The organism is Microcoleus sp. Z1_A1, from assembly GCF_036700305.1.
In the GTDB taxonomy this organism is placed as follows: Bacteria; Cyanobacteriota; Cyanobacteriia; order Cyanobacteriales; family Microcoleaceae; genus Microcoleus.
The window spans coordinates 218870-240268 of the sequence record NZ_JAUBOR010000002.1; the positions used below are offsets into that span (position 1 = coordinate 218870).

At 44.6% G+C, this 21399-nt stretch carries 25 protein-coding genes; 5 read left to right on the forward strand and 20 right to left on the reverse strand.

The genetic code is table 11. The features are described 5' to 3' along the window. Window positions 1–226: 226 nt before the first annotated feature. The 6 genes from QT973_RS02095 to ispE form a co-directional block, all read right to left on the reverse strand. Window positions 227–985 carry a hypothetical protein gene (locus QT973_RS02095; RefSeq protein WP_333056732.1) on the reverse strand — a complete coding sequence of 253 codons (759 nt, stop codon included), beginning with the start codon at window positions 983–985 and terminating at the stop codon, window positions 227–229. 105 nt (window positions 986–1090) lie between these two features. Further along, on the reverse strand, window positions 1091–1771 hold the full coding sequence (locus QT973_RS02100; RefSeq protein ID WP_333056731.1) for a dual OB domain-containing protein: 681 nt from the start codon (window positions 1769–1771) through the stop codon (window positions 1091–1093). Between the two features lie 72 nt (window positions 1772–1843). Beyond that, window positions 1844–2296, reverse strand: coding sequence for a DUF488 domain-containing protein (locus QT973_RS02105; protein ID WP_333056729.1), 453 nt, complete (start codon window positions 2294–2296; stop codon window positions 1844–1846). Next, a complete protein-coding gene (locus QT973_RS02110) occupies window positions 2274–2900 on the reverse strand; it encodes a DUF488 domain-containing protein (protein ID WP_333209794.1) in 627 nt (208 codons plus the stop codon). The genes QT973_RS02105 and QT973_RS02110 overlap by 23 nt, the downstream gene beginning before the upstream one ends. A gap of 75 nt (window positions 2901–2975) precedes the next feature. Beyond that, the gene (locus tag QT973_RS02115; protein WP_333056726.1) at window positions 2976–3329 is read right to left on the reverse strand and encodes a DUF3082 domain-containing protein; all 354 of its coding nucleotides are present in this window, start codon (window positions 3327–3329) and stop codon (window positions 2976–2978) included. Window positions 3330–3512: 183 nt separating this feature from the next. Continuing rightward, window positions 3513–4490: a 4-(cytidine 5'-diphospho)-2-C-methyl-D-erythritol kinase gene (gene ispE, locus QT973_RS02120; protein ID WP_333270841.1), complete on the reverse strand. Its 978-nt coding sequence runs from the start codon at window positions 4488–4490 to the stop codon at window positions 3513–3515. A gap of 90 nt (window positions 4491–4580) precedes the next feature. Between ispE and QT973_RS02125 the strand changes: the two genes are divergently transcribed. Further along, window positions 4581–6107, forward strand: coding sequence for an ATP-binding protein (locus QT973_RS02125; RefSeq protein WP_333390464.1), 1527 nt, complete (start codon window positions 4581–4583; stop codon window positions 6105–6107). A gap of 121 nt (window positions 6108–6228) precedes the next feature. Here the strand turns inward: QT973_RS02125 and rsmA are convergent, their stop codons facing one another. Next, window positions 6229–7050 carry a 16S rRNA (adenine(1518)-N(6)/adenine(1519)-N(6))-dimethyltransferase RsmA gene (gene rsmA / locus QT973_RS02130; RefSeq protein ID WP_333209787.1) on the reverse strand — a complete coding sequence of 274 codons (822 nt, stop codon included), beginning with the start codon at window positions 7048–7050 and terminating at the stop codon, window positions 6229–6231. Window positions 7051–7428: 378 nt separating this feature from the next. On the opposite strand from rsmA, the gene galK reads away from it, so the two are divergent. Continuing rightward, window positions 7429–8508, forward strand: coding sequence for a galactokinase (galK, locus tag QT973_RS02135; protein WP_333056721.1), 1080 nt, complete (start codon window positions 7429–7431; stop codon window positions 8506–8508). Here galK and QT973_RS02140 read toward each other — a convergent pair. The 8 genes from QT973_RS02140 to QT973_RS02175 form a co-directional block, all read right to left on the reverse strand. After that, window positions 8498–8872, reverse strand: a complete 375-nt coding sequence (locus QT973_RS02140) for a signal peptidase I (RefSeq protein WP_333209785.1) — start codon at window positions 8870–8872, stop codon at window positions 8498–8500. The two genes, galK and QT973_RS02140, sit on opposite strands and share 11 nt — an antisense overlap. A 547-nt stretch (window positions 8873–9419) precedes the next feature. Continuing rightward, complete coding sequence (locus QT973_RS02145) at window positions 9420–10112, reverse strand: SRPBCC family protein (RefSeq protein WP_333339542.1); 693 nt, start codon at window positions 10110–10112, stop codon at window positions 9420–9422. Between the two features lie 18 nt (window positions 10113–10130). Beyond that, window positions 10131–10382, reverse strand: a complete 252-nt coding sequence (locus tag QT973_RS02150) for a hypothetical protein (protein WP_333231423.1) — start codon at window positions 10380–10382, stop codon at window positions 10131–10133. Then, complete coding sequence (locus QT973_RS02155; protein ID WP_333056717.1) at window positions 10379–10618, reverse strand: hypothetical protein; 240 nt, start codon at window positions 10616–10618, stop codon at window positions 10379–10381. The genes QT973_RS02150 and QT973_RS02155 overlap by 4 nt, the downstream gene beginning before the upstream one ends. Before the next feature lie 163 nt (window positions 10619–10781). Beyond that, complete coding sequence (locus QT973_RS02160) at window positions 10782–10988, reverse strand: hypothetical protein (protein ID WP_333056716.1); 207 nt, start codon at window positions 10986–10988, stop codon at window positions 10782–10784. Window positions 10989–11021: 33 nt separating this feature from the next. Beyond that, entirely contained in the window at window positions 11022–12044 is a 1023-nt protein-coding gene (locus tag QT973_RS02165) for a DUF559 domain-containing protein (RefSeq protein ID WP_333056715.1), read from the reverse strand. A gap of 173 nt (window positions 12045–12217) precedes the next feature. Next, the gene (locus QT973_RS02170) at window positions 12218–12487 is read right to left on the reverse strand and encodes a ParE family toxin-like protein (RefSeq protein WP_333056714.1); all 270 of its coding nucleotides are present in this window, start codon (window positions 12485–12487) and stop codon (window positions 12218–12220) included. Continuing rightward, window positions 12484–12714, reverse strand: coding sequence for a hypothetical protein (locus QT973_RS02175; RefSeq protein WP_293208071.1), 231 nt, complete (start codon window positions 12712–12714; stop codon window positions 12484–12486). The genes QT973_RS02170 and QT973_RS02175 overlap by 4 nt, the downstream gene beginning before the upstream one ends. A 121-nt stretch (window positions 12715–12835) precedes the next feature. Here QT973_RS02175 and QT973_RS02180 point away from each other — a divergent pair, with 121 nt between their 5' ends. Then, window positions 12836–13138, forward strand: a complete 303-nt coding sequence (locus QT973_RS02180) for a DUF433 domain-containing protein (protein ID WP_333390467.1) — start codon at window positions 12836–12838, stop codon at window positions 13136–13138. Window positions 13139–13161: 23 nt separating this feature from the next. Here QT973_RS02180 and QT973_RS02185 read toward each other — a convergent pair whose 3' ends face one another. The 4 genes from QT973_RS02185 to QT973_RS02200 form a co-directional block, all read right to left on the reverse strand. Further along, a complete protein-coding gene (locus tag QT973_RS02185) occupies window positions 13162–13422 on the reverse strand; it encodes a type II toxin-antitoxin system RelE/ParE family toxin (protein ID WP_333056712.1) in 261 nt (86 codons plus the stop codon). Next, on the reverse strand, window positions 13419–13658 hold the full coding sequence (locus QT973_RS02190; protein ID WP_333056710.1) for a hypothetical protein: 240 nt from the start codon (window positions 13656–13658) through the stop codon (window positions 13419–13421). Before QT973_RS02190 ends, QT973_RS02185 begins: the two co-directional genes overlap by 4 nt. 244 nt (window positions 13659–13902) lie before the next feature. Continuing rightward, the gene (locus tag QT973_RS02195; RefSeq protein ID WP_333231419.1) at window positions 13903–14880 is read right to left on the reverse strand and encodes a heme o synthase; all 978 of its coding nucleotides are present in this window, start codon (window positions 14878–14880) and stop codon (window positions 13903–13905) included. A 307-nt stretch (window positions 14881–15187) separates the two neighbouring features. Then, window positions 15188–16099: a heme A synthase gene (locus tag QT973_RS02200; RefSeq protein ID WP_333339545.1), complete on the reverse strand. Its 912-nt coding sequence runs from the start codon at window positions 16097–16099 to the stop codon at window positions 15188–15190. A 906-nt stretch (window positions 16100–17005) separates the two neighbouring features. On the opposite strand from QT973_RS02200, the gene QT973_RS02205 reads away from it, so the two are divergent. Both QT973_RS02205 and QT973_RS02210 read left to right on the forward strand, forming a co-directional pair. After that, window positions 17006–18430, forward strand: coding sequence for an ABC transporter substrate-binding protein (locus QT973_RS02205; RefSeq protein ID WP_333056706.1), 1425 nt, complete (start codon window positions 17006–17008; stop codon window positions 18428–18430). A gap of 167 nt (window positions 18431–18597) precedes the next feature. Further along, window positions 18598–18867 (forward strand): hypothetical protein, encoded by a 270-nt coding sequence (locus tag QT973_RS02210; RefSeq protein WP_333204682.1) that lies wholly within the window; start codon window positions 18598–18600, stop codon window positions 18865–18867. Here QT973_RS02210 and QT973_RS02215 read toward each other — a convergent pair. Further along, entirely contained in the window at window positions 18864–21365 is a 2502-nt protein-coding gene (locus QT973_RS02215) for a glycosyltransferase family 2 protein (RefSeq protein ID WP_333390471.1), read from the reverse strand. The genes QT973_RS02210 and QT973_RS02215 overlap by 4 nt on opposite strands. Window positions 21366–21399: the final 34 nt, after the last annotated feature.

The following is a 21399-nucleotide window of genomic DNA, read 5'->3' on the forward strand; positions in this document are numbered from 1 at the left end:
AAATGCTGTTGTGGGTGAGGCTGCGGCGGGAAAATCGGCGAGTTGCAAGGGATTTTTTCGCTTAACTGCTGACGATTTTTGCGAAAATGCGATCGCCACAATTCAATGAGTTATATAGCAATCCTAAATGCCTCGTAAATTCTTACCCACCCCAACCCTCTCCGAACCCGCTGGGACTCCGTAATAAATTGACAAATGATGCGAGAATTGCTATATAACTAAAGCATTAAGATTTCTTTCTCATCCTTTTGTGAGACGCTATTTTAGGCAGTCGCTTAATTTCACTTTCGCCTCCTGGAACTTCTAGTTGTTTGATATTTTCTTCTACTTCTTCTATAATTTCTAAATCAACAGTCTCAACCTTGCCCCTGCTGATTTCTTTCTCTTCCTCAATCTCCTCCGCATTCAGTTGATTTGGGATTAACTGCACGTCTAGCCCAGAAGCTTGAACCGACAATTCTTCTATTTTTTCATTAATTTCAACTTCTCCAATCTCTTGCTCAATTTTCGCCGCCACTAAATCTTCCTCGCAAGCAGGAAAATCATCAATTTTTTGACTAATTTCAGTTTCTCTGATTTCCTTATCTACTAGCTGCATGGATAACTGCTGCTTTTCCCTTGACAATTCATCAACCTTAGTTCCAAGCATTCTAATCTGTTCGTTAAGAACGCGAATTTCTCGGTTTTGCTGCTGAATCATTTCTTCGGCATCAGCAATAGTTCGATTTCTCTCTAATATAACCTCATTTTTAGTTTCTAATTCCAAAGCGCTCATAGCCGCTTTAATTACATTATAAAAATGTGGCTTAGATACATCAACTTGTTTAGCATTATGACGACTTTTTCCCAAAAGTCCAATCTTTTGTCCTTGCTTAACAGCCAAAACAAAACCTTGATGATTTTTTATTTTTAATTCTTTGACAAAATCCACTTGAACTAAACTGCAAATATATTTGTGACAGTCAAAATAAAATTCTGCTTTCATCAAAAAGCACCCCTTTCTGCTACAGTCCCGCAGAATTATAGCATGAACAGAGTTTTTGCGGGAAATAAAAAGAAATAAATAATCGATCGCCCATTTTGGTCAAAACTAAATTTCATCATAAACAACATCTTCCGGCAACTCTACCACACCCGCAATCAACTTCCAACAAGGGTCATCTCCCTCCCAATCATCGGGCCGCCAAGGCATACTCAAACTCACTGTTACCAAACAAGCTTTTTGCGGTACATACCCCAATTCTAACTTTCTAATAAACACCGGATCTGTAATTGTTGCAGTCAATCTTTGACCATGCTGCGTGACAATAGATCCTTCCCATTTATTACCACCTTCAAATCTTTGACTTAGCTTTTTTACCGTAAATCTTACTGCTTTGACTAATTGCAAAGTTAGGCGATCGCACCTTGGCAAAGACTGCATATATGCCACCGTAACATATCGCAAATCGTTGTGCAAAATATATTCTTGACTCTGGCAATATTTCAGCAAATATGCTGGCGGAACTTTCCCTACTTGCCGCCATTTTCCCGGTAAAACAGAAAGATTTTCACACTCAAAGCCAAAGTCCGGCCCCGTCTTGGCCAGAGGAATTTCTAGAACATCTAACAACGCGGGTTCAAGTCTATTTATCTGCCGCATTTCTTTAGGAATTTTGCCCTCTGGTAAGTCGGAAACAGGACGCACCCACTTACCTTGAAGTTCATTAATTCCGGCGATGCACCTGTCGCCGCGTTTCCAGGAATTAGCGAGACAAATTATCCGAGTCATTCGATTTTAGATTTTAGATTTTAGATTTTAGATTTTAGATTCATCCCACCATTATCTAATCTTTTCACTAAATCAAAGATGATTAATTGTGACATTTTTCCACTTCTCGCTGAGATATTCAGCAACTAAGCGGCGGTGACAATTATGAGGTTTTGGTTCGCTACAAAGCAGACACCCGCAGTCTAAAATATCCGATGAAACCTTGTGTTCAATTTGTCGATCGCCCATCAACTCCAAAAACTTCTGTTCATAAACATCCCAATCTCCCTTTTTCTTTTTATAATCATCCAAAATATCTTGAGTTGGCGCTAAATCCAGAATGTGAACGTACTCAATATTGCCAATGGTTCGCAAAAAATACTCTAAATCTTTCCGCTTAGCAAAACCCGCCAACTGCGACACATTATTCAGCCGCGTATCTATCACCCTGCGGACTCCCGCTTGCATCAAAATCCCAAAAAACTCCTCCGCACTTTTTTGAGTGAAACCAATTGTAAATAAATTAATTGCTTTCTTTTGTGACATAAGCGATGTCCAACCCGTGACGATAATAAGCTGTTTCTAAATCTACTATTTCCTCTTTAACTTGAGGCTCTAATTCAAACAAGCTTAGCTGAATTGGCTCATTATTTTTTTTGCCTTTGTTAAACTTGCTCAAAAGTCTTTCTTCTAAATGCTGGTGCGATTCTAAATTGCCATCGGAAAGAATGTGATGAATTTGTAAATTAAATTCTCTGAGTTTCTGGCAAACTAAAATAGTCCTATGACAAGTAATCGGGTCTTTTTCCGCACACATTAAACTGATTTTATAATTGGCTGCGCCTTGGATCAACCGCTGAATTCCTTCGGAAAATAGAGGAGTTGCTGCTATGCGATCGTATAAAGCTTTACCGCTAGTATCATAACAGCTTAAATCCTCTGGTCTCGCGCCCAACTCTTTGCCTAAAAAAACATATTGAATGCCAACACTTGACAGAGAAACTTTAATTTCGGATTTATTAAAATGAGGTAAATAGCGGCTAAAAGGATGCGATCGCACGTCCGCAACCGCCGTAATTCCGTGTTGTTGCAGCAGCAAAACAAACGCTTCAATACTCAGATTGGAGTGCCCGATCGTAAATAATTCCATTGCTTCGATCTTACTATTCCGTCTTTGCCTTGCGGATGAAAGTTTGTGTAGCCAAATTCTGGCAACTGGTAGACTTCAAGCTGTAGGTTTCTTTAGCAACTTTTGAATCACAAGTTGCACAGCCAGCAGCATCAAACCCAAAGATGCAAAAGCAAAAACACCCGCACCCAAAGCCACAATCCCCATAACTAAAGTTCTCACAGCCGCGCCAATATTAATCGCAGTCACATTGTCAGAATGAATCGGGGAATTTGCAAAAGTTTGGACGATCGACAAAGTTAGCGCGTACAAAGCAGCCGCAAACCCGCCCGCGATCAGCGAACCCATCACGCACCGCAAAATCGTCGGCGGCGTGGAAGATGCAGAGGTTGCATCTTCAGCCGAACTCAGAGGTTTAGAAGTAGAATTTGGATTAGTTAAATCAGTCATGGCGATTTTAGATTTTAGATTTTAGATTTTAGATTTCTGGTTAATTCACCAAAACTAAAATCGGTGTTGCATGACATATTATCAGTTCTTCGATCTCAATAGACTCTGCGAAAAGTTAGATTAATCTTTACCCTCGCCTGTTAGACAGGTTTAACGGGCGATGGCGATCGCACCCTCTTCGAGTTACACCCTCGAAATCGGCGGTTTCGTCTCGTTTCCCTGCGAAAAAATCTGAATTCCAGTATTGCTAAACGGTGCTACCCAAAAATCCAAATCTGGAGAAGCGATCGCACTTTTAACCCGTTCCACAACCTGCTGAGCCTGCTCTGAAGACTCCGCCAGCGCAAACACCGTCGGCCCGGAACCCGACATCATCGTTCCCAAAACCCCCGCCGACTCAAAAGCCTCCCGCAACTGCAACACCTGCGGGTACACAGGTAAAGCAACTTTTTCTAAATCGTTGTGCAGCAATTGACCAATTTTCGATCGATCTTTTTGGGCGATCGCCCCCACCATCGGGCCCGAATGCAGCCGTTGCCGACGGCACTCCAAATCTTCCGCTGCACAATAGGAACTACTGAACTGCTGGCGATAAGTTTGATACGCCCATGCCGTAGAAATACTGAGATTCCGGTACTTGGCCAACACCACAGAAAAGCCACCCAAATCAGGCAGCGGCGACAGTTTATCCCCGCGACCAGTTGCCAAAGCCGTACCTCCCGCAATGCAAAAAGGCACATCCGAACCCAAAGTTCCCCCCAACTCTTGCAACTCCGACTGAGTAAGTCCCAATTGCCACAGCAAATCCATCCCGACTAAAACCGCCGCCGCATTGGCCGAACCGCCGGCAAGCCCCGCCGCCACTGGAATCTGCTTGTGAATGGCAATCTCGACTCCGCCGTATTTCGCCAAAGCATCGGGGAATTGCTTCGCCAACAAATCCGCCGCCCGGTAGGCCAGGTTATTCTTGTCAGGAGGGACTTGCGGGTGATCGCAGCGCACGCGAATCGTGTCCGTACCGATCGCGCGCAAGTCAATTCGATCGGCTAAATCTATGCTTTGAAGTACCATCGCCAGTTCGTGGAATCCGTCGGGGCGATCGCCTATGATTTCCAGATACAGATTGATTTTTGCTGAAGCTAGCAGAGAATATGAACGCATAGGTGATTAAGCCGCAGGTGAAAGAAACCCCTGGTTGAAATTAATTGACACCAGTCAGAGTCCATTTTCTCACAACTCAAAGGAAATATTATGCAGGAAATGTGGAAAACTTTTTTTACTTCCGGGCCATTTATTCCTCACGGCCACTGCTATCTCTGGCATACCCCGTTAGTCTGGCTTCACCTTACCTCAGATTCAATCATTGCACTCGCGTATTTTTCGATTCCAATTACATTGGTTTATTTTATTTCCAAACGCGAAGATTTGCCATTTAATTGGATCTTTGCCCTGTTTGGAGCCTTTATCGTCGCCTGTGGCATCACTCACATATTTGAACTCTGGACACTTTGGCATCCCAACTATTGGCTTTCAGGAACAATGAAAGCAATTACTGCCCTTATTTCCTTTGCTACAGCCATACTTTTGGTAGACTTAATGCCTCAAGCCCTAGCACTTCCCAGTCCCGCACAGTTAGAATCCGCCAACAGACTCCTAGAAGCTGAAATTGTCGATCGCCAATTAGCCGAAGCTGCACTAAAAATAGCTAAAGAAGAATTAGAAATTCGAGTTGAGGAACGCACCGCAGAGTTAAAGACTCAAGCTCAACATTTAGCCTTGGCCAACCGACTCCTAGAAGCTGAAATTGTCGATCGCCAATTAGCCGAAGCTGCACTAAAAAAAGCTAAAGAAGAATTAGAAATTCGAGTTGAGGAACGCACCGCAGAGTTAAAGTCTCAAACTCAACAGCTCGAACAAGCCTTGTCTGAATTGAAGCAGGCTCAATCAAAGCTAATTCCTAGCGAAAAAATGTCATCTTTAGGGCAATTGGTCGCTGGGGTTGCTCATGAAATCAACAATCCGATTAACTTTATTTACGCGAATGTTACTCACGCTCGCGAGTATGCCGATAGTTTGCTAGAATTGGTGAATATCTATCAAAAACAGTATCCGAATCCCTTACCCACACTTAAAGAAAAACTCCAGTCTGTAGATTTAGATTTTATTATCTATGATCTACCAAAAATATTAATTTCTATGAAAAACGGGGCCGAGCGCATTCTCGGTATTGTCAAGTCGCTGCGAGTTTTTTCGCGCCATGACGAAGCCGATATGAAATTAGCCGATGTTCACGAAGGAATTGACAGCACACTGATGATTTTGCAAAGCAGATTGAATGCTAAGCCCGGTTTGGCGAATATTCAAGTTATCAAACAATATGGCAATTTACCCCGAATCGAGTGCTACCCCGGACAGCTAAATCAAGTGTTTATGAATATCCTGGCTAATGCTATTGATGCTTTAGAAGAGGACAGCCACAGCGAGTCGATTGCAGCCAATGAAGCTGATAGCCGCCTCATCAAAATTTCTACCCAACTTTCAGACAGTGAATTGGTAGAAATCCGAATTAGCAACAACGGGCCAGAAATAATCGAATCGGTGAAAAACCAGTTATTCAATCCATTTTTTACCACTAAACCAGTAGGCAAAGGCACGGGATTAGGATTATCTATTGGCTATCAAATTATCACAATAAGGCATAAAGGCGAATTGCAGTGTATTTCTGCACCGGGGAAAGGTGCAGAATTTATTATTCAAATTCCGATTAGCCTACAATAAGCCTTTAAAAATTTCCATAAAACCTAAATTCAACTATTAGTATTCAGACCAAAAAATACTTAAGAAATACCCCGATATCCGAATTATTTAAGCATTCGGGTATCTAACACAATCCTGAACTTCAAACCTCGCACATAAGATTATTGCTCAACTTTACCCATTGCTCCACGCTTAAATCTTCAGCGCGAGATTGAGGATTTATCTGTAACTCTTCTAGCAATTGAACGAGTTTATCTAAATCCACAGCCCCTTTCAAATTATTTCGCAGCATCTTGCGCTTGCTACCAAATCCCAACTTAACTAAATTCTCCAAATAGCGCGGATTAACCGCCGGAGTTTCTATCTGTCTGGGAAGCAGCCGCACCACGGCAGAATCGACTTTTGGCGGCGGAAAAAAGTCTTTAGACGGCACATCGCAAATTAACTCGCATTCTGCTAAATACTGCACCCGCACCGACAGCGCGCCAAAAGCTGTCGAACCCGGTTTAGCGTAAAGCCTTTGGGCCACTTCTTTCTGCACTAACAGCACGATCGCATCGAAGGGTTTAGCAGCAGGAACAGAGATTGTTCCCAGCAGTTTTTGCAGAATCGGGCCGGTAATATTATAAGGGATATTGGCAACAACTTTATTGGGATTTTGGAATTTGGGAAAGGCTGTTAGTTCAGCCTCTAAGTCCATTTCCAGGATGTCGCCTTGCAGCAATAAAAAATTGTCGGTTTTGCCGAGTTGTTTGGCTAGCTTGAGACACAAATCTCGATCGATCTCCACAGCAACAACAGACTCAGCCGCAGGCAGCAAACGCCGAGTCAGAATCCCCGTGCCCGGCCCAATTTCCAGGACGCGATCGCCATCCAAAGAAGCCGCTTTCACAATCTTATCTAAGGCTTTCTCGCTTTTGAGCCAATGTTGAGCAAACTGTTTCCGGGGTCTGGTCGATCGCATTTTTTGAATTTTTGGAGAAATCTTAGCCTGTCATTCTATCACAGGTCTATATCTTTTCCTAACCTACGGTCATGTTTATTTTTGTTAACAGGGGTTGAATTAACCAAAAAACTTGGGCACTATAATAAGGACAAACGATAAAAAATCAATTTATTTCTTCCCAATTACCAACAGCACAACACGTAAGTCACGCATACACGGATAGCTGTTTTTCCAAATAACCAATAACAAATATAGCAATTTTTGCAGGAGTCGTAATTTTTTTACCCCACCCCAACCCTCCCCTTATCAAGGGGAGGGAGTAAGAAATTTACAAATGATTTAGGATTGCTATAACCAATAACAAATAACCAACAACCAATTACCACTTCCCCAAAAATGAAATTCCAACGAGTATTTGGTACATTACCCAAAACCACAGCCAGCGCCCCCGGCAGAGTAAACCTGCTGGGCGAACACACAGACTACAACGATGGATTTGTACTTCCAACAGCGATTCCCCAGCGCACCACAGTACAAATCGGCTTCAGCAGCGACGATCGCCACCATTTTTATTCAGCAGAATATGACGAACTGATAAATTATTCAGACGACGATACCATACCGCAAAAATTTGTCACTTATATCTGTGGCTGCCTCAGACTTTTAGAAAAAGAAGGATACAAAATACCGCCAATAAATCTCTACATTACCTCGACTGTGCCGATCGGAGCCGGTTTGTCCAGCAGCGCCGCTTTAGAAATAGCAACCCTCAGAGGAGTGCGCGCCCTGCTGAACCTCCCCATAGACGACGTGCGCCTAGCTCAAATCGGACAGCTAGCCGAAATCCGATATGCCGGCTTGAACTGTGGGATCATGGATCAAATGGCGTCGAGTTTAGCAGACACCAACACCATGCTATTAATCGACACCCGCAGCCTCGAATGCCGCCCGATACCTTTTCCCGCAAACACAGAAATTTTAATAATTGACAGTGGCGAAAGCCACCAACTAGCAGCCGGAAGCGGCTACAACCAGCGGCGCGCCGAGTGTGAGGAATCCGCCCGGATATTGGGAGTTAAAGCTCTTAGGGATATAACCGATCCCCAAGCTGTCGAAGTATTACCGGAACCTCTCAGAAGACGAGCGCGCCACGTCGTTACCGAAAACAACCGCGTGCTAGAAGCAGTAAAATCTTTGTCAGCCAAACGTTTTGGCGAGTTAATGAATGCTTCCCACGCCAGTCAGCGCGACGACTACGAAGTTTCGGTGCCGGCAGTAGACACGCTGGCGGCCATCTTGCAGTCAATCCCCGGAGTCTTCGGCGCAAGGCTGACGGGCGGAGGTTTTGGCGGTGCTTGCGTAGCCTTGGTGGAGAGTGGGAAAGCGGGTGTTATTGCATCCGAGGCGATCGATCGCTACCAGCGCGCGGGTTATAGCGGCCGCGTTTTGGTTCCCGAAATTCCAGTTAATTCTTAACTCCAGAACTATCTCCCGGTAGGGAAGGCCACCGCACAGTCACGATTACCGAATCCTCCTCCGCAGACCAATAATGAGGCACTCCCGGCCGCCAGAGAGCATAATCTCCTTCGCGAGACAGCAAGATTTCTTGCTCTGGAAATTGCAGGCGAAACCGGCCTTTTACCAGGATAGAAAGCGTCGTGGCTTGTGCATTTACCGCCCACTGAGTCCTACAATCTCCGGCGGGGTGAGTGCCCCATTTTACCTCTAATACAGAAGTCGATCGCGGGTCATCTTCCGGCGTCATAAAGTGACCCGCAAACCAACCGCCCCGACTTGCCCCTTCAGCGCCCGCATTTCCGAAAACCACTTGAGATGACATCAGCTAATCCGGTAAACAACAAATAGCTTGAGAGCACCAACTCTACGTTTTGTACTCAAGGACATCCCGCACGATCGCTCGTGTCGTAGGGACACTCCAAGAGTCCAGAGGTGTCAACTTAACGTACAACCGATAGTCCCACAGTCCGACAGGGGTTGAAACCCCTGCCTCAAAGCTAAAGTCGTCTGAAGACGACTAATGAGTTTTTCAGTCCTCTTTGAGAGGACTTTCGCTATGAGACAGGGAATTCATTCCCTGGCGGACTAACTCCAACAGTCCATAGGTGTCAACTTAACGTACAACCGATAGTCCGACAGGGGTTGAAACCCCTGCCTCAAAGCTAAAGTCGTCTCAAAGAGGACTAATGAGTTTTTCAGTCCTCTTTGAGAGGACTTTCGCTATGAGACAGGGAATTCATTCCCTGGCGGACTAAGGTGTGGGCGGGAGGACTGGTGGACAAAAAGCTTAAGTTGAACACCTATGGGCTTGTCCTAAGTCCCTACAGTCGCCGTGTTCCTACAAGGGCTTACCACCAAAAGTGCGATACTTACTTGCGGCCCGAAGGTTGACCTTCCGTAGTCGCTATTTCCCCAGCTTCCATCAACTGCTTAAAGCGACGTAAATCATCTGCAATTTGCTGTTCGGGAGCTTCGCCAAATAGTTTAGCAGCACCAGCACCAATTGCACCGCCCGGAGGGTTGTATTCGATGACAACTTTTACCTCAGTACCGCGTCCCGCTGGTGCCGCTTGAAAGCGCACAAAACCCGAATTGTCAACATCAGCCCCTTCCACAGACGCCCAAGCAATTAAGCGATTTTCTTCTTCGCGGACAATCTCTGCATCCCATTCCACACTATTGCCCATCGGCGCGCTAGCAATCCAGTGAGAACGTGTTTCATCGATTACCGTAACGTGTTTGAGATGCTTCATAAACCGAGGCAAATTTTCAAAATTGCGCCATAAACGGTACAATTCCTCAGCCGGTTTGTCGATCGTCACCGTCTTTTCAACTTTAATGCTTTGATTGGCATCTGCGGCCGACTGCAAACCCTCTACAACCCCCAGCCCGCGAGCCGCTAAACCGCCGCCCGCAACCGCCAGCAAAGCACCTCTCAAAGAACGCTGCGACAAACCAAAAAGCACCAGCGCCCCGCCACCTATTAAAGATGCCCAGCGTTCGGTATCGCCGCTGCTACTTTGGTTTTGTTTGTCGGAATTTGTCATTGAAGTAGATTCCATTGCTTTAAACCTCGTGAATTAATAGCGAAAAATAGCAGCTAAAGGTGCCTCGTCCGGCACTTGTTCCGGCGGCATCGCGTAAACAGTTCCGCCGTTGAGAATAGTTTGAATTGCTGCGGCATTCAACAAATCTTCGTCGCCCAATTCTGCATCTGGGTGGATTTGCACCGCGTTCGTATCGGGATTAAAAGTACCCCACTGATGAACGCCAAGAGCCACAAATAGTCGATCGACCCGTCCAAAATAAGCAGCCGAAACAGCTTCTTTCAAATCAGCAGAAATTTTATCGCTGCTTCTGCTCGGACTGGCTCTAGCAATCCCACCGCTTCTTTCTTGTCAAATCCGTACTCTACTATTTTTTGTTCAGCCTCTCTGATTAAATTTTTGAACCGAATCGGATTTTGTTGAGTTTCTGTTCCTTGAGCGACTGGCATATAAATTGATACGCACAATCCCGGAGATTGTTGTACCAGTGCTTTGAGTTCCTCTGCAGATATTAAGTTCACCGCTGAAACTCTTTTTCTAATAAGGGGTTGTGTAATGAAAACAACAGATTCTTTAAAATGTATCTTTCCTGGCGGGGCTCCTGCGTCTGCCTAAAGTAATGATCGCCTGCTGTAGAGCATTTCATCTCCGAACTAAAACGGGGGTTTAAAGCTCTTGTCGCTTTTACTGCCCGCGTCCTGGTTTGCAATCTACGAAACCTAATGCTTCTGTGTCGAGAAAACTGGCGATCGCCATTTCGATCAGCGCTTCGATCGGATATTCAATTTCCGCAGCACGCGCGATTAGAGCTGCTTTAATTCGTTCTGGCAAACGTCCCAAAATAACTTCGGCATCAGCAGGAGAAAGTTGTTCTTGAAGTTTGGCTTGCATGGCATTCACCTTTGGGTTGGAATTTGAACGTTGTTAGGTTGCGTGTGCTATCAGATCGTGACGTTTGAATAGGTTGACCAGAAAATGCTCTACTATTATTTCCGCTTCACTTTCGTTATTAAGTTCATAACCTCCAAATCGATACACTTCATAACCACATAGCTTTAGCCGTCTATCTTCAGCAACCATTTCAGAATATAGCCTTGGACTGGCTGTATCTTCTTCAGCATAATGCTGCTTCCCGTCAATTTCTATTACTATCCTTATTCGATCTGATAGCAGAAACAAAAAATCCATTCTTTGGCGCACCAAGCGACGCCGAGCTTGCAACTGCTTAAGTGTATACGGGTCATAGTGCAAATAAACTTGTGGGACTAGAGCCGGAAGTTTCTCGTTGAATGACTCATAAAACTTCTTAAAATAACTTCTCCAAAATAACTTCTCCGGCTGAGAACTAAATGATTTATCCAAACGAGAATATAGTTTTCGGCCGACCTCTCTATCTGATTCGTTATTTAGTTGTTCTCTCTCCCTCCACCAATCAACAAGCTCCTTCCAAAGAAGACCGTGTGACTTGATTGGACGATCGTATATGAGACAATAATCCGCATTTTTGACTATCTCAATATCGTTGCTGACTGAATCAGAGAAGATGATTTCTGGCTTTGGTCCAGTCGCTGCAAAAATCAAATTCTTAACGTTGTTACCTACCCCCAGATTGGCAGGGTAAACTCTATAACCATTCTTGTCTACTGTAAAACCGTGCTTTTCACAAAGCAAGCGTAATTCTTGTTTCCTCTCCTCACTAATCCAACTTATAAGTAATGTGTTTTCTAAAACTTTCACAAACTTTCGGATCGACTCCATACTTTCCCAATTTAGGGAAGCATAATAATCTTCAACAAGTGATCTACGAGTTCCACTTGAATTCTTCTCGGATTTTCCCTGTGCAATTCCAGCAGCAGTAAAAATATCATTGATGTTACGTACCACCAAATTATCTACACAGAATTCACGGAACTCTGTTTTCAAAATTTCAACATTTGGTGTCATCATAAAATAGTCTCATTAGGACAATCTCATCGCTTGCTTACTGCAATAAATTTAACAATTATTTTGAAACCTTTGTCTCTAGCTTACTTCATTTATCGCCCAAAACTCACACCGCGATATAATTCTGCGATCGCCATTTACGGTAGCGGGGGGTTGACGAATTCGATCGCCTTAAACTACATCCGTTTCAGCAATTCATCGTACTCGTCGTGTACACCAATCCAGTACCAGTAAATACGATCGGCTTCCAATAAACCTAAAACACGATAATTGATACTGATACGAGCAGAATAAATCGGTTGCTTCTGACTGACTCGCTTGAACTGAAGACTTGGATGATAAGGATCATCCTGCCAAAGGGCATAAGCTTTATCGGCTTGTTCCTGAACTGATGCAGGAAGACTCTCTAGCCGCGTGCGAAATGACTTTGTAACACTTGATTTCATTTTTGTGTTGGGAAAACCTCATCAAGTGGAACCGTTTCTCCTCCCGCAATTTCTTGACGTACCATTGCAGCCATCTGATCCCATTGATCGTCTGTCGTGTCAGCAAAACGAGTTTCCCATTTTTGCTCGTCCTGCAACTCTGCCAAAAACCGAGCCGCGATCGCATCTTGCCGATCGGGTGGGAGTTTTTGGATTTGGGCGATCGCCTGTTGAAGGAGTTCAGTCATGATTTTGTTTGAAACCTGTATCTCTAGCTTACTTCATTTATCGATCGAAATTCACACCGCGATATAATTCTGCGATCGCTATGCTGTAATAGAGATCAGTCCCTTCAAACTTCCATAGTTTATGACCACAGCAGTATCTATTGACATTGGTACGCTCATTACACGCACTCCCGAACTGCACGGTGGATGTCCCCACATCCTCGGTAAAGGTGTTACCGTTCGCCGGATTGTAACCTGGTACAAGCGAGGATTGAATGCTGAAGAGATTTGCGATCGCATTTCTCATCTCACCCTCGCCGAAGTCTACGCCGCACTCACCTACTATCATGCCAACACCGCAGAAATTGAAACTGATTTAATCCATCAAGCAGCAGAAGCCAAGCGTCTTGAAGCTTTGTACAGCAACTTTGGTAAAGAAGCATGAGTGAGATAGTAGGTGAAGAAACATCATGCTTTGTAAACATCTTTCCGATGTTTGCATTGTAATAGGAGAATGATTAGTTCTTCATCGCCGATTTCATAACGAACGCGATAATCACCGATCCGAATACGGTACTCATTGTCAGCACCTTTGAGCTTGACCACCCCATCTGGGCGCGGGTTTTCGGCAAGTTGCAAAATCTTGACAGCGATACGATCGTAGACATCATTGGGCAGGGCATCTAGCTGCTTTTGTACAGCTTTAGGGGTAAGGATAGTGTAAGTCATGTCGATTTATTTGCCCGCCCGGCCATATATCGATCGAAAGTTGTGTAATCTCCAGCTTTGTAATCAGCACGGGCCGCTTCAATTTCGGCAATATCTTCTGGATAATCGTCCTCATCCGGGAATAATTCAGCTTCCAAAAATTCCCATATCTTGTATCTTTCAGCAATTCCCAGTGACGAAATAGCTTCCAGCAGTGATTGAAATGAGATGTCTACTTTCACAGTATTCTCAGCCATCAGAACTTTCCTCCTACTTTAATTTTACACTTAGTATATTTATTCAAGATGCTCAAAGTAGCTGGAATGTGATTTTATATTTAGCTAAATGGTTTCTGTCATGTTCTTTCGCTCTTTTTTTTACCGCAGATTAAAGCAGATTTACGCAGATTTACGCAGATGGAAGAATGACTATTGCTATTTTACCATAAACAAAACCCGCAAGATGCGGGCTTCATTTTAATCATGGCAATTTAACTGATTACTACATTACAACCGCACTCATCAAAGTTTGCACATTTTGTAAAAGAGCAGTAGTCAAATTATGAGTCACAGGCAAACTGTCAACCACTATTCCCGCGCACAATAGCATCAGGTACAGAATAGAGTATTTGAAGAGCGATCGCGCAACAATCTTATCCTCTGGAGTCTGCAACAGCAACCAAGCTTTTTGGGCAAAAATAGCACCGAGGAAAATAGCTGTTCCCGCATACACCGCGCCGGCTAAATTCAGGGGATAAACTAGCAGCAAAGTTGCAGGAATCATCAATAGCGTGTAAATCCAAATTTGGCGGGCTGTCTCTTCGTCGCCCTCAATTACAGGTAACATGGGCACGCCTACTTCCTTGTATTCATCGCGAATCATCATTGCTAATGCCCAAAAATGCGGCGGTGTCCACAGGAATATAATCCCAAACAGCAGCCACGCACCCCAACTCAAATCTCCCGTCACCGCAGCCCACCCAACTAGCGGCGGAATCGCCCCTGCTGCACCGCCGATGACGATGTTTTGCACGCTGTGACGCTTCAGCCAGTGGGTGTAAATTAGGACATAGAAAAGGATGCCTGACATTGCTAGCAATGCCGCTAATAAGTTGGCAACAACTGTGAGCAATGTAAAGGATATTGTAGCTAGGGCGATCGCAAATATCAAAGCATCCCGCTTCTTGACACGCCCCGAAGGAATCGGCCGCCACCGGGTGCGCTCCATGATATAATCGATGTCGCTGTCGTAGACACAATTAATCGTATTCGCCGACGCAGAAGCTAAAGCGCCTCCAGTAATAGTTGATACCAGTAATAGCGGATCTACTTCTCCTTTGGCCGCCATCCACATTCCTGCTGATGTCGTGATTAGCAGCAGTAAAATAATTCTGGGTTTTGTTAGTTGATAGTAACTTTTCACGACTTGCGAAAAGTTTTCGTGGAGACGGGGGCTATTGTTTGTAAGAACTTCTTGCATCGGTTATTAGTTGTTAGTTTTCAGTTGTCAGTTAGTTGTCATTGGTTCGTAGGGGCGGGTTTTACGAGAGATATCTGCCGTAGCTAAAAGGATTAATAAACCCGCCCCCACCGACGAGAGATAAATCAGCCCTCTCTTACTCAAGGAATAGATAAATCTGCGTTTTAGAGAGTGTCCGGTTGATTGGTGCTTGTCTGGGCGGGGCGGGTTTAGGAAACTGTTGGCTTTTATCGAGAATGATGGTGAACCCGCCCCTACAAGACCTTGGATTATAATAATAACGATGCTACCGGACATAATATTACTCTCAAGCTGATAAAACTCGATCGCGCCAAGCTAAAACACTAAAAGCTATCAGGGTTCCCAGCAAAGCAGCACCGACTGCTTGGTGGGCGACTGTCAGCGGTTCTACCTGAAGGTGCAGCCGGAATGTTGCTAATCCCAGAACTAATTGAGCCATTAGGCAAACACTCGCCCAGTTAGCCAGTTTTCGCAAATTTGGACTCAGTGCAGGCTGCCGCCAAGCCATGACTGCTACTGCTAAAGTCGCTGCTGTAGCTGGTACGATACCGGCGATGTGGCTGTTCATTACCGAGCACAATTCTGAGGAGTCCAAACATTGGTGCAGTGCCCATCTAGAGCCTACTAATGCTCCTAGCAAACTTTGCAGGTAAACTAACAATGCTGCGATCGAACTTACCCAAGCTAATTTGCCGACATTTCCTGTAGCTTGGTAGGGAGTCAGCATGAAACCGATGACTAGCAGGGCGCCAAAAAATAGTAAAGCTGTTCCCAAGTGAGCGGTAACGATGTCAAATCTCAGCAGTTGTGTTACTGTCAAGCCGCCCAATACGCCTTGAAAAACGATTAAAAATAGTGCTCCGGCGCTCGCAATTGGCAGCCATTTTGGCAGGCTGCTGCGGTAAAACAAAGATAGTCCTAAAAGTGCGATCGCGCTCAGGCCAATCGCTGCTGCGTCCAATCGGTGAAACCATTCCAGAAATACCTGCAAATTCATTTGCGCTGCAGGTATTAATTGACCGTAGCACAGCGGCCAGTCGGGGCAAGCGAGCCCCGCATTCATGACTCGCGTGGCGCTGCCTACTGCCATTAACAGCCAGGTTGCGATCGCAATTTTCCACACTAAGCCGCGGATAATATCTTTTGGCTGCCACTGCACTCCTGCTGCTTTTGGCTGATTTAAAACTGAGTTTGCCATGAACTTTACCTTAGCCTTTGTTATCGATCGAACTTAATGAAATAGCGAGCTTTTACTTTTGCTGAGCTTAGCTGAGCTTAACACTCTTTTTCGGTGACAAACCGTCATATATACTACCTTAGCGACATCGCAATCCAATTAGTTTGTCTTTAGATATTTTTCAACTTTCCTCTTTACATTACAAAGTATTGCAGCTATTTTTATAAATTTCAACAAACTTTAATTATTTTACCCAACCCTTTGCTGTTACAGCCTCCCTCCCACTGCCACTCGCGGAGAAAAATAAAGATATCATTAAGAAAAGCTTTTTTTTAAAGGTTTATGATATATACCCAACTTTAACGTAAAAATTTGTAACTAAATACAGGAATGAAGAGTTACCCCCTAGGTGTTATTCAAGGTAGTTCTCAGGTTTACTCACCTTAGATTGTATAATTCAGTTCCAACACTCAGCGTTTTATCTAATCCACCAGTTATCATTTCTTGCCTGCTTAACTAAATTGGGAATGGAGGAAGTGGCGCTCTTGCAGGGTAGGGTTCACTAATCTTTGAATCGGTAACTTATAAAAATTCCTGCACTTTTCTGGTGGAACCACCTTGAAGGCATTCAGACTAAACAGTGCGAGCGCTATTTTTACTAGGCCAATGTTACTGAATTATATCATGTCCGGGCGATCGCATATAATAAGGGAGTAGTGACTACTGGATTTTAGGCTTGCATGGTGCCTCAGCTCCGAAAGCATCAATTGATAGATAAAATTACCCTATCTGACGCACCATACATCAATTCGGGATCGCCAAGTTAAAATCACTTTTTCTCCTCGATCAAGGTTTTTTACTTGCTCCTAATAACTAATGACAATGACTAATGACTTCGTTATTTCAAAAATCTAAAAATGTAAAATTATGTCACAAAAAAATGAAACTGCTGTTCTCATCTTATCCCTCCTAATTACGATCGGACTAGCCGGTGCAGGTATTTGGTGGCTGACAAGCCGAGGCGGCATCAATGTCGGGGGTTTATCACCCCAAAATCCGACATTTCCCAAGCCTCCGACTAATTCGTCGCAGTCAGATCAGGCAATTGAGCAGCGTCTGAGTGCCGGACAAAAAGTGTTAATTCCAGAGCAAGCCACAACAACTAAACAAGCAGCAGTACAGGCGATCGCATCTGGCAACTATAACGCAGCTATTTCCGACTTACAAGCTTCGCTGAAAACCAATCGCAACGATCCCGAAGCCTTAATTTACCTCAACAACGCCCGCATCGGCGATCGGAAATCCTACACAATTGCCGCCGCAGTTCCCATTGGAGGCGATATCAATGCGGCTCTAGAAATTCTGCGGGGCGTAGCTCAAGCTCAAAATGAAATCAACCAAAGAGGCGGCGTTAGCGGGACTCCATTAAAAGTGCTAATTGCTAAGGATGACAACAACCAAGAAATGGCTGCCCAAATTGCTACTGCTTTAGCAAATAATTCGGAGATTATAGGAGTAATTGGGCATTTTGGTTCAGATACAACGCTAGCAGCTAGCAAGATTTACCAGCAAAAACAATTAGTAGCAATTTCTCCAACAAGTACGTCAGTGCAGCTCTCAGGAGTTGCCAACAATATATTTCGGACAGTGCCGAGCGATCGGTTTGCAGCTAATGCTCTTTCCCGTTATATGGTGGAAAAATTGCAAAAGCAAAAAGCTGCTGTATTTTTTAATTCTGCTAGCAGTTACAGCAAATCTTTAAAAGATGAATTCACGACGGCTGTTTACGGAGATGGAGGACAAATAGTATTGGAATTTGACTTTGCTAATGGCAATTTTAATGCCGCCGATAGCGTTAAAAGTGCGATCGCCCAAGGAGCAGAAGTGATTCTGTTAGCATCCGATTCAACCACGATCGACCAAGCTTTGCAAGTAGTGCAAGTAAACGCCAAACGGCTGCCATTACTAGCGGGAGACGGTGCTTATACTGCTAAAACACTGCAAATAGGTGGCGCAGGAGCAACAGATATGGTGCTGGCTGTTCCTTGGCACATTCTCGCAGATCCGCAGTCCAACTTTCCCCAAACATCCAAACAACTTTGGAATGCTGAAGTAAGTTGGCGCACAGCTTTAGCCTACGATGCGACGATCGCGTTAATTGCCGGTTTAGAGCGCAATCCGACTCGTACAGGCATTCAACAAGCGTTATCGGCTTCAGATTTTTCGGCAAAAGGAGCATCGGGCCCGATTCGGTTTTTACCTTCGGGCGATCGTAATCGCGCAGTTCAATTAGTAACTGTTAAACCCGGAAATCGCACCAGTTACGGTTACGAGTTTGTGCCGATTAATTAAAAAACAAGTTCTGGTCATTTGTCTATGTATAAGCTGTTCTCCATTTAAATTGTGTGTCAAAAATCACTCAAATTATTGTGGGATGGGCTTCTAGCCCGTCCCGAATATGCAATTTAAACGCGCAACAGCTTAGCAGAAGGAAGAAGGAAGAAGCAATAAAATCAATCGTGTCAGCCATTAAGGATCGCGAATTAAATAATTTACACAAGTTTGTGAGTTGGGCGTCCCGGCCGCCCTTTCTGGACGGGCGGGACGCCCATCCCACAAGAACCATCAAAATTCTAAGTTATTTAATTCTCATTCCTAACAACGTCCTAACCGTCTTGGCGGTTGCTATAAAATGTACCATTGTTCTTTGGCGGGGGCAGCTTGATGGGATTGTTTGTTGGCGCGATAAAGGTTTGGTGCAAGCCGCGCGGGATGGAAACTCGATCTAAAGTTGCGAAACTGCGATCGGTCTAACTGCCCTATTCCTCTCAAAAACAGCCCTCGGTTTCAAAGCAATTCTCAACAACAGCCACAGCGATCGCCATTCTCCGGGAGTTTCCTGGCGCTGCCACTGCCCCGGGCGACAATACAGCATTTCGATCAAACAGCGGTGCTGGCTAATGTTCAGGCGATCGAACGCAATTCGCACAGTGGGAAATTCCGCAAAACTGCACTCTTTTCCATCCCGAAAACTCGACTCCAACTGAGATTTATCGCTCACCAACTCAATCTTAGCCACAGGAATAAAACAGTTCTCTTCCATAATTTCCAAAGTCGCCGAATCGCAATCAATCAAACCTTTGGCCAAACTCCCCTTAGTACCCAACTCAACAACAGACGGCCCTACATATCTCCTTGCTTTGACTGTCGCACTGCGAGGGAGCGCTTTTATTTTACCCTGGGATAAAGTTGTCGGAACGGCATATTTTGGCAAAATGTCTGCTGCTGTAAAACTCTCTTTACTGCCTTTATTTTTCACCGCAAAACTTGGCCACTGTGTCAAAGCAACTTCCGCGCCACTTTCCGAAATTACAGTGGTTACACCCCAAAAACTTTGACCGCCAATATTCAGTTGTACAACCCTGCGTAAATTGAACCATTCGTAAATGTCCGGCTTAGGAATATCCACCAAAATCAGCAAGGCAATCCCCAGCATCAGCAGGTTGTACGCGCTCCAAATCCATCCCCAACCCAGGCTTTTTGACAAATCTGCACTTTCTGATATTGACTGTACGGTGCCAAAATTTTTAACTAAATTAATGTTTAAATTGTGCCACAAACTGACTGCTGTAGCTGCGAACAAGACAATCAAAGGCCATCCCAAATTCCAGTTAAAACGAAAGCGATCGCTCGCCATTCCTTTTGGCGTCACCTGAAACCCTTTCCCAAACGGATTCAGCATGGAACTCACCACCGTCACCGCTAAAGGAATACACTGGACGAACGAATAAATATCCGAAAGCAAAGCCGATCCCGATCGGCGGTTCAGCCAAGAAAACACAGTCAGTTGCACCAAATAGTAAGGCAGGAAAAAGTACAGCAATTCCCGCGCACTTGCCCGCAAAGGAATTATGCCAAAAAATGAATAAGCTAAAGGTATCAACAGATATAAAACCTTGGTTAAACTGGTAAACCAGTGCAACAATCCTTCCAAATGAGACAGCCTTTGTACGAATCTGAGACCGCGAATTGTTAAAGGATTGGAATCAATAAAAAATGCCTGAAGCGTGCCTCGCGCCCAGCGTAGCCTTTGATTTAGATGAGCCTCTATACTTTCAGCCGCCAAACCAGCACTCAATTTTTCATCTAAATAAACTAAGCGATATCCGGTTGCTGACAGCCGAATTCCGGTAAAATAATCTTCGCAGATTGAATCTGTGACCAAGCCTCCCGCTGCTTCTAAAGCACTTCGCCTCACAACAAAAGATGTACCGCAACAAACTACGCTGTCGGCGCTGTCTTTGATGATTTCAATTTGCCGATAAAAGATTTCTTCTTCCGGCGCGAGCACATTTTCTAAACCTAAATTCCGGGAGATGGGGTCGTGATTGTAAAAGCTTTGCGGTGTTTGAACGAGGGCGATCTCGGGATTTTGAAAAAATCCAACTGTGCGAGTTAAAAAGTTTTTAGTGGGAATAAAATCTGCATCGAAAACTACAATTAGTTCTCCATTTGTTAGGGCTGTGGCATGATTGATGTTTCCAGCTTTGGCGTGAATATTATCGGGTCTGGTTATATACTCGCATCCCAGTTCTTTTGCCAGCAACTTGATTTCAGACCGCTTGGTATCGTCGAGCAAATATACTTTTTTGTTGGGATAATCTAAGGCTTGACAGCCGATTACACTGCGCCGTAAAATGAAAGCCGGTTCGTTGTAAGTTGGGATAAAAATATCTACGGGCGGGGTGAAGTTTCCAGCTTCCACTGCAACTGCCATGCGATCGGCTTCTCGACGCCGGTCTTTCATTCTCAGCATTAAATACAATTGAATACTGCTGTTAAAAACCAGTAACATTTCTAGGAAAAACAGCCCCAAACTAAAGATACCGTTGAGGGGATCGGTTAAATTTAGAGTAGCGAGCGATCGCCATAAAACGTAGCGAATCGTTAAAGCCAGAACTATTGCAACTACCACAGCGCGCGACCATTTCTGCGGTTGAGGCGAAATTTTAATTGCAGCTAAAGCGGTCGAAACCAGCATAAAAGTCGGCAGTAACAAATACATCTTGCTCGTAGCAGGCACTTGCAGCCACACAGGCGGGTTTTGCTGCCAAATGTTAATTGTGGCAAAAATACCGCTGACTGTACCTTCACTGCCAAACCAGGCTGCGGCGATCGCACCTGCGAAAGCAACCACCCCCAACACGACTAGCGTTGCCGTCTGCACCCGCGAAATCCGCCCAAAGCGGCGTTTCAAGTCTTGAAAATCAAATCTTGAAGTTGTCATAAAATAATTTTAAAGTCCCGATCGTGCATGCCAC

What these genes read in the sequence shown, in the direction of transcription:
- QT973_RS02095 (WP_333056732.1), bottom strand. Translation starts at nt 985, where the DNA reads ATGAAAGCAGAATTTTATTTTGACTGTCACAAATATATTTGCAGTTTA.
- QT973_RS02100 (WP_333056731.1), bottom strand. Translation starts at nt 1,771, where the DNA reads ATGACTCGGATAATTTGTCTCGCTAATTCCTGGAAACGCGGCGACAGG.
- QT973_RS02105 (WP_333056729.1), bottom strand. Translation starts at nt 2,296, where the DNA reads ATGTCACAAAAGAAAGCAATTAATTTATTTACAATTGGTTTCACTCAA.
- QT973_RS02110 (WP_333209794.1), bottom strand. Translation starts at nt 2,900, where the DNA reads ATGGAATTATTTACGATCGGGCACTCCAATCTGAGTATTGAAGCGTTT.
- QT973_RS02115 (WP_333056726.1), bottom strand. Translation starts at nt 3,329, where the DNA reads ATGACTGATTTAACTAATCCAAATTCTACTTCTAAACCTCTGAGTTCG.
- ispE (WP_333270841.1), bottom strand. Translation starts at nt 4,490, where the DNA reads ATGCGTTCATATTCTCTGCTAGCTTCAGCAAAAATCAATCTGTATCTG.
- QT973_RS02125 (WP_333390464.1), top strand. Translation starts at nt 4,581, where the DNA reads ATGCAGGAAATGTGGAAAACTTTTTTTACTTCCGGGCCATTTATTCCT.
- rsmA (WP_333209787.1), bottom strand. Translation starts at nt 7,050, where the DNA reads ATGCGATCGACCAGACCCCGGAAACAGTTTGCTCAACATTGGCTCAAA.
- galK (WP_333056721.1), top strand. Translation starts at nt 7,429, where the DNA reads ATGAAATTCCAACGAGTATTTGGTACATTACCCAAAACCACAGCCAGC.
- QT973_RS02140 (WP_333209785.1), bottom strand. Translation starts at nt 8,872, where the DNA reads ATGTCATCTCAAGTGGTTTTCGGAAATGCGGGCGCTGAAGGGGCAAGT.
- QT973_RS02145 (WP_333339542.1), bottom strand. Translation starts at nt 10,112, where the DNA reads ATGGAATCTACTTCAATGACAAATTCCGACAAACAAAACCAAAGTAGC.
- QT973_RS02160 (WP_333056716.1), bottom strand. Translation starts at nt 10,988, where the DNA reads ATGCAAGCCAAACTTCAAGAACAACTTTCTCCTGCTGATGCCGAAGTT.
- QT973_RS02165 (WP_333056715.1), bottom strand. Translation starts at nt 12,044, where the DNA reads ATGATGACACCAAATGTTGAAATTTTGAAAACAGAGTTCCGTGAATTC.
- QT973_RS02170 (WP_333056714.1), bottom strand. Translation starts at nt 12,487, where the DNA reads ATGAAATCAAGTGTTACAAAGTCATTTCGCACGCGGCTAGAGAGTCTT.
- QT973_RS02175 (WP_293208071.1), bottom strand. Translation starts at nt 12,714, where the DNA reads ATGACTGAACTCCTTCAACAGGCGATCGCCCAAATCCAAAAACTCCCA.
- QT973_RS02180 (WP_333390467.1), top strand. Translation starts at nt 12,836, where the DNA reads ATGACCACAGCAGTATCTATTGACATTGGTACGCTCATTACACGCACT.
- QT973_RS02185 (WP_333056712.1), bottom strand. Translation starts at nt 13,422, where the DNA reads ATGACTTACACTATCCTTACCCCTAAAGCTGTACAAAAGCAGCTAGAT.
- QT973_RS02190 (WP_333056710.1), bottom strand. Translation starts at nt 13,658, where the DNA reads ATGGCTGAGAATACTGTGAAAGTAGACATCTCATTTCAATCACTGCTG.
- QT973_RS02195 (WP_333231419.1), bottom strand. Translation starts at nt 14,880, where the DNA reads ATGCAAGAAGTTCTTACAAACAATAGCCCCCGTCTCCACGAAAACTTT.
- QT973_RS02200 (WP_333339545.1), bottom strand. Translation starts at nt 16,099, where the DNA reads ATGGCAAACTCAGTTTTAAATCAGCCAAAAGCAGCAGGAGTGCAGTGG.
- QT973_RS02205 (WP_333056706.1), top strand. Translation starts at nt 17,006, where the DNA reads ATGTCACAAAAAAATGAAACTGCTGTTCTCATCTTATCCCTCCTAATT.
- QT973_RS02215 (WP_333390471.1), bottom strand. Translation starts at nt 21,365, where the DNA reads ATGACAACTTCAAGATTTGATTTTCAAGACTTGAAACGCCGCTTTGGG.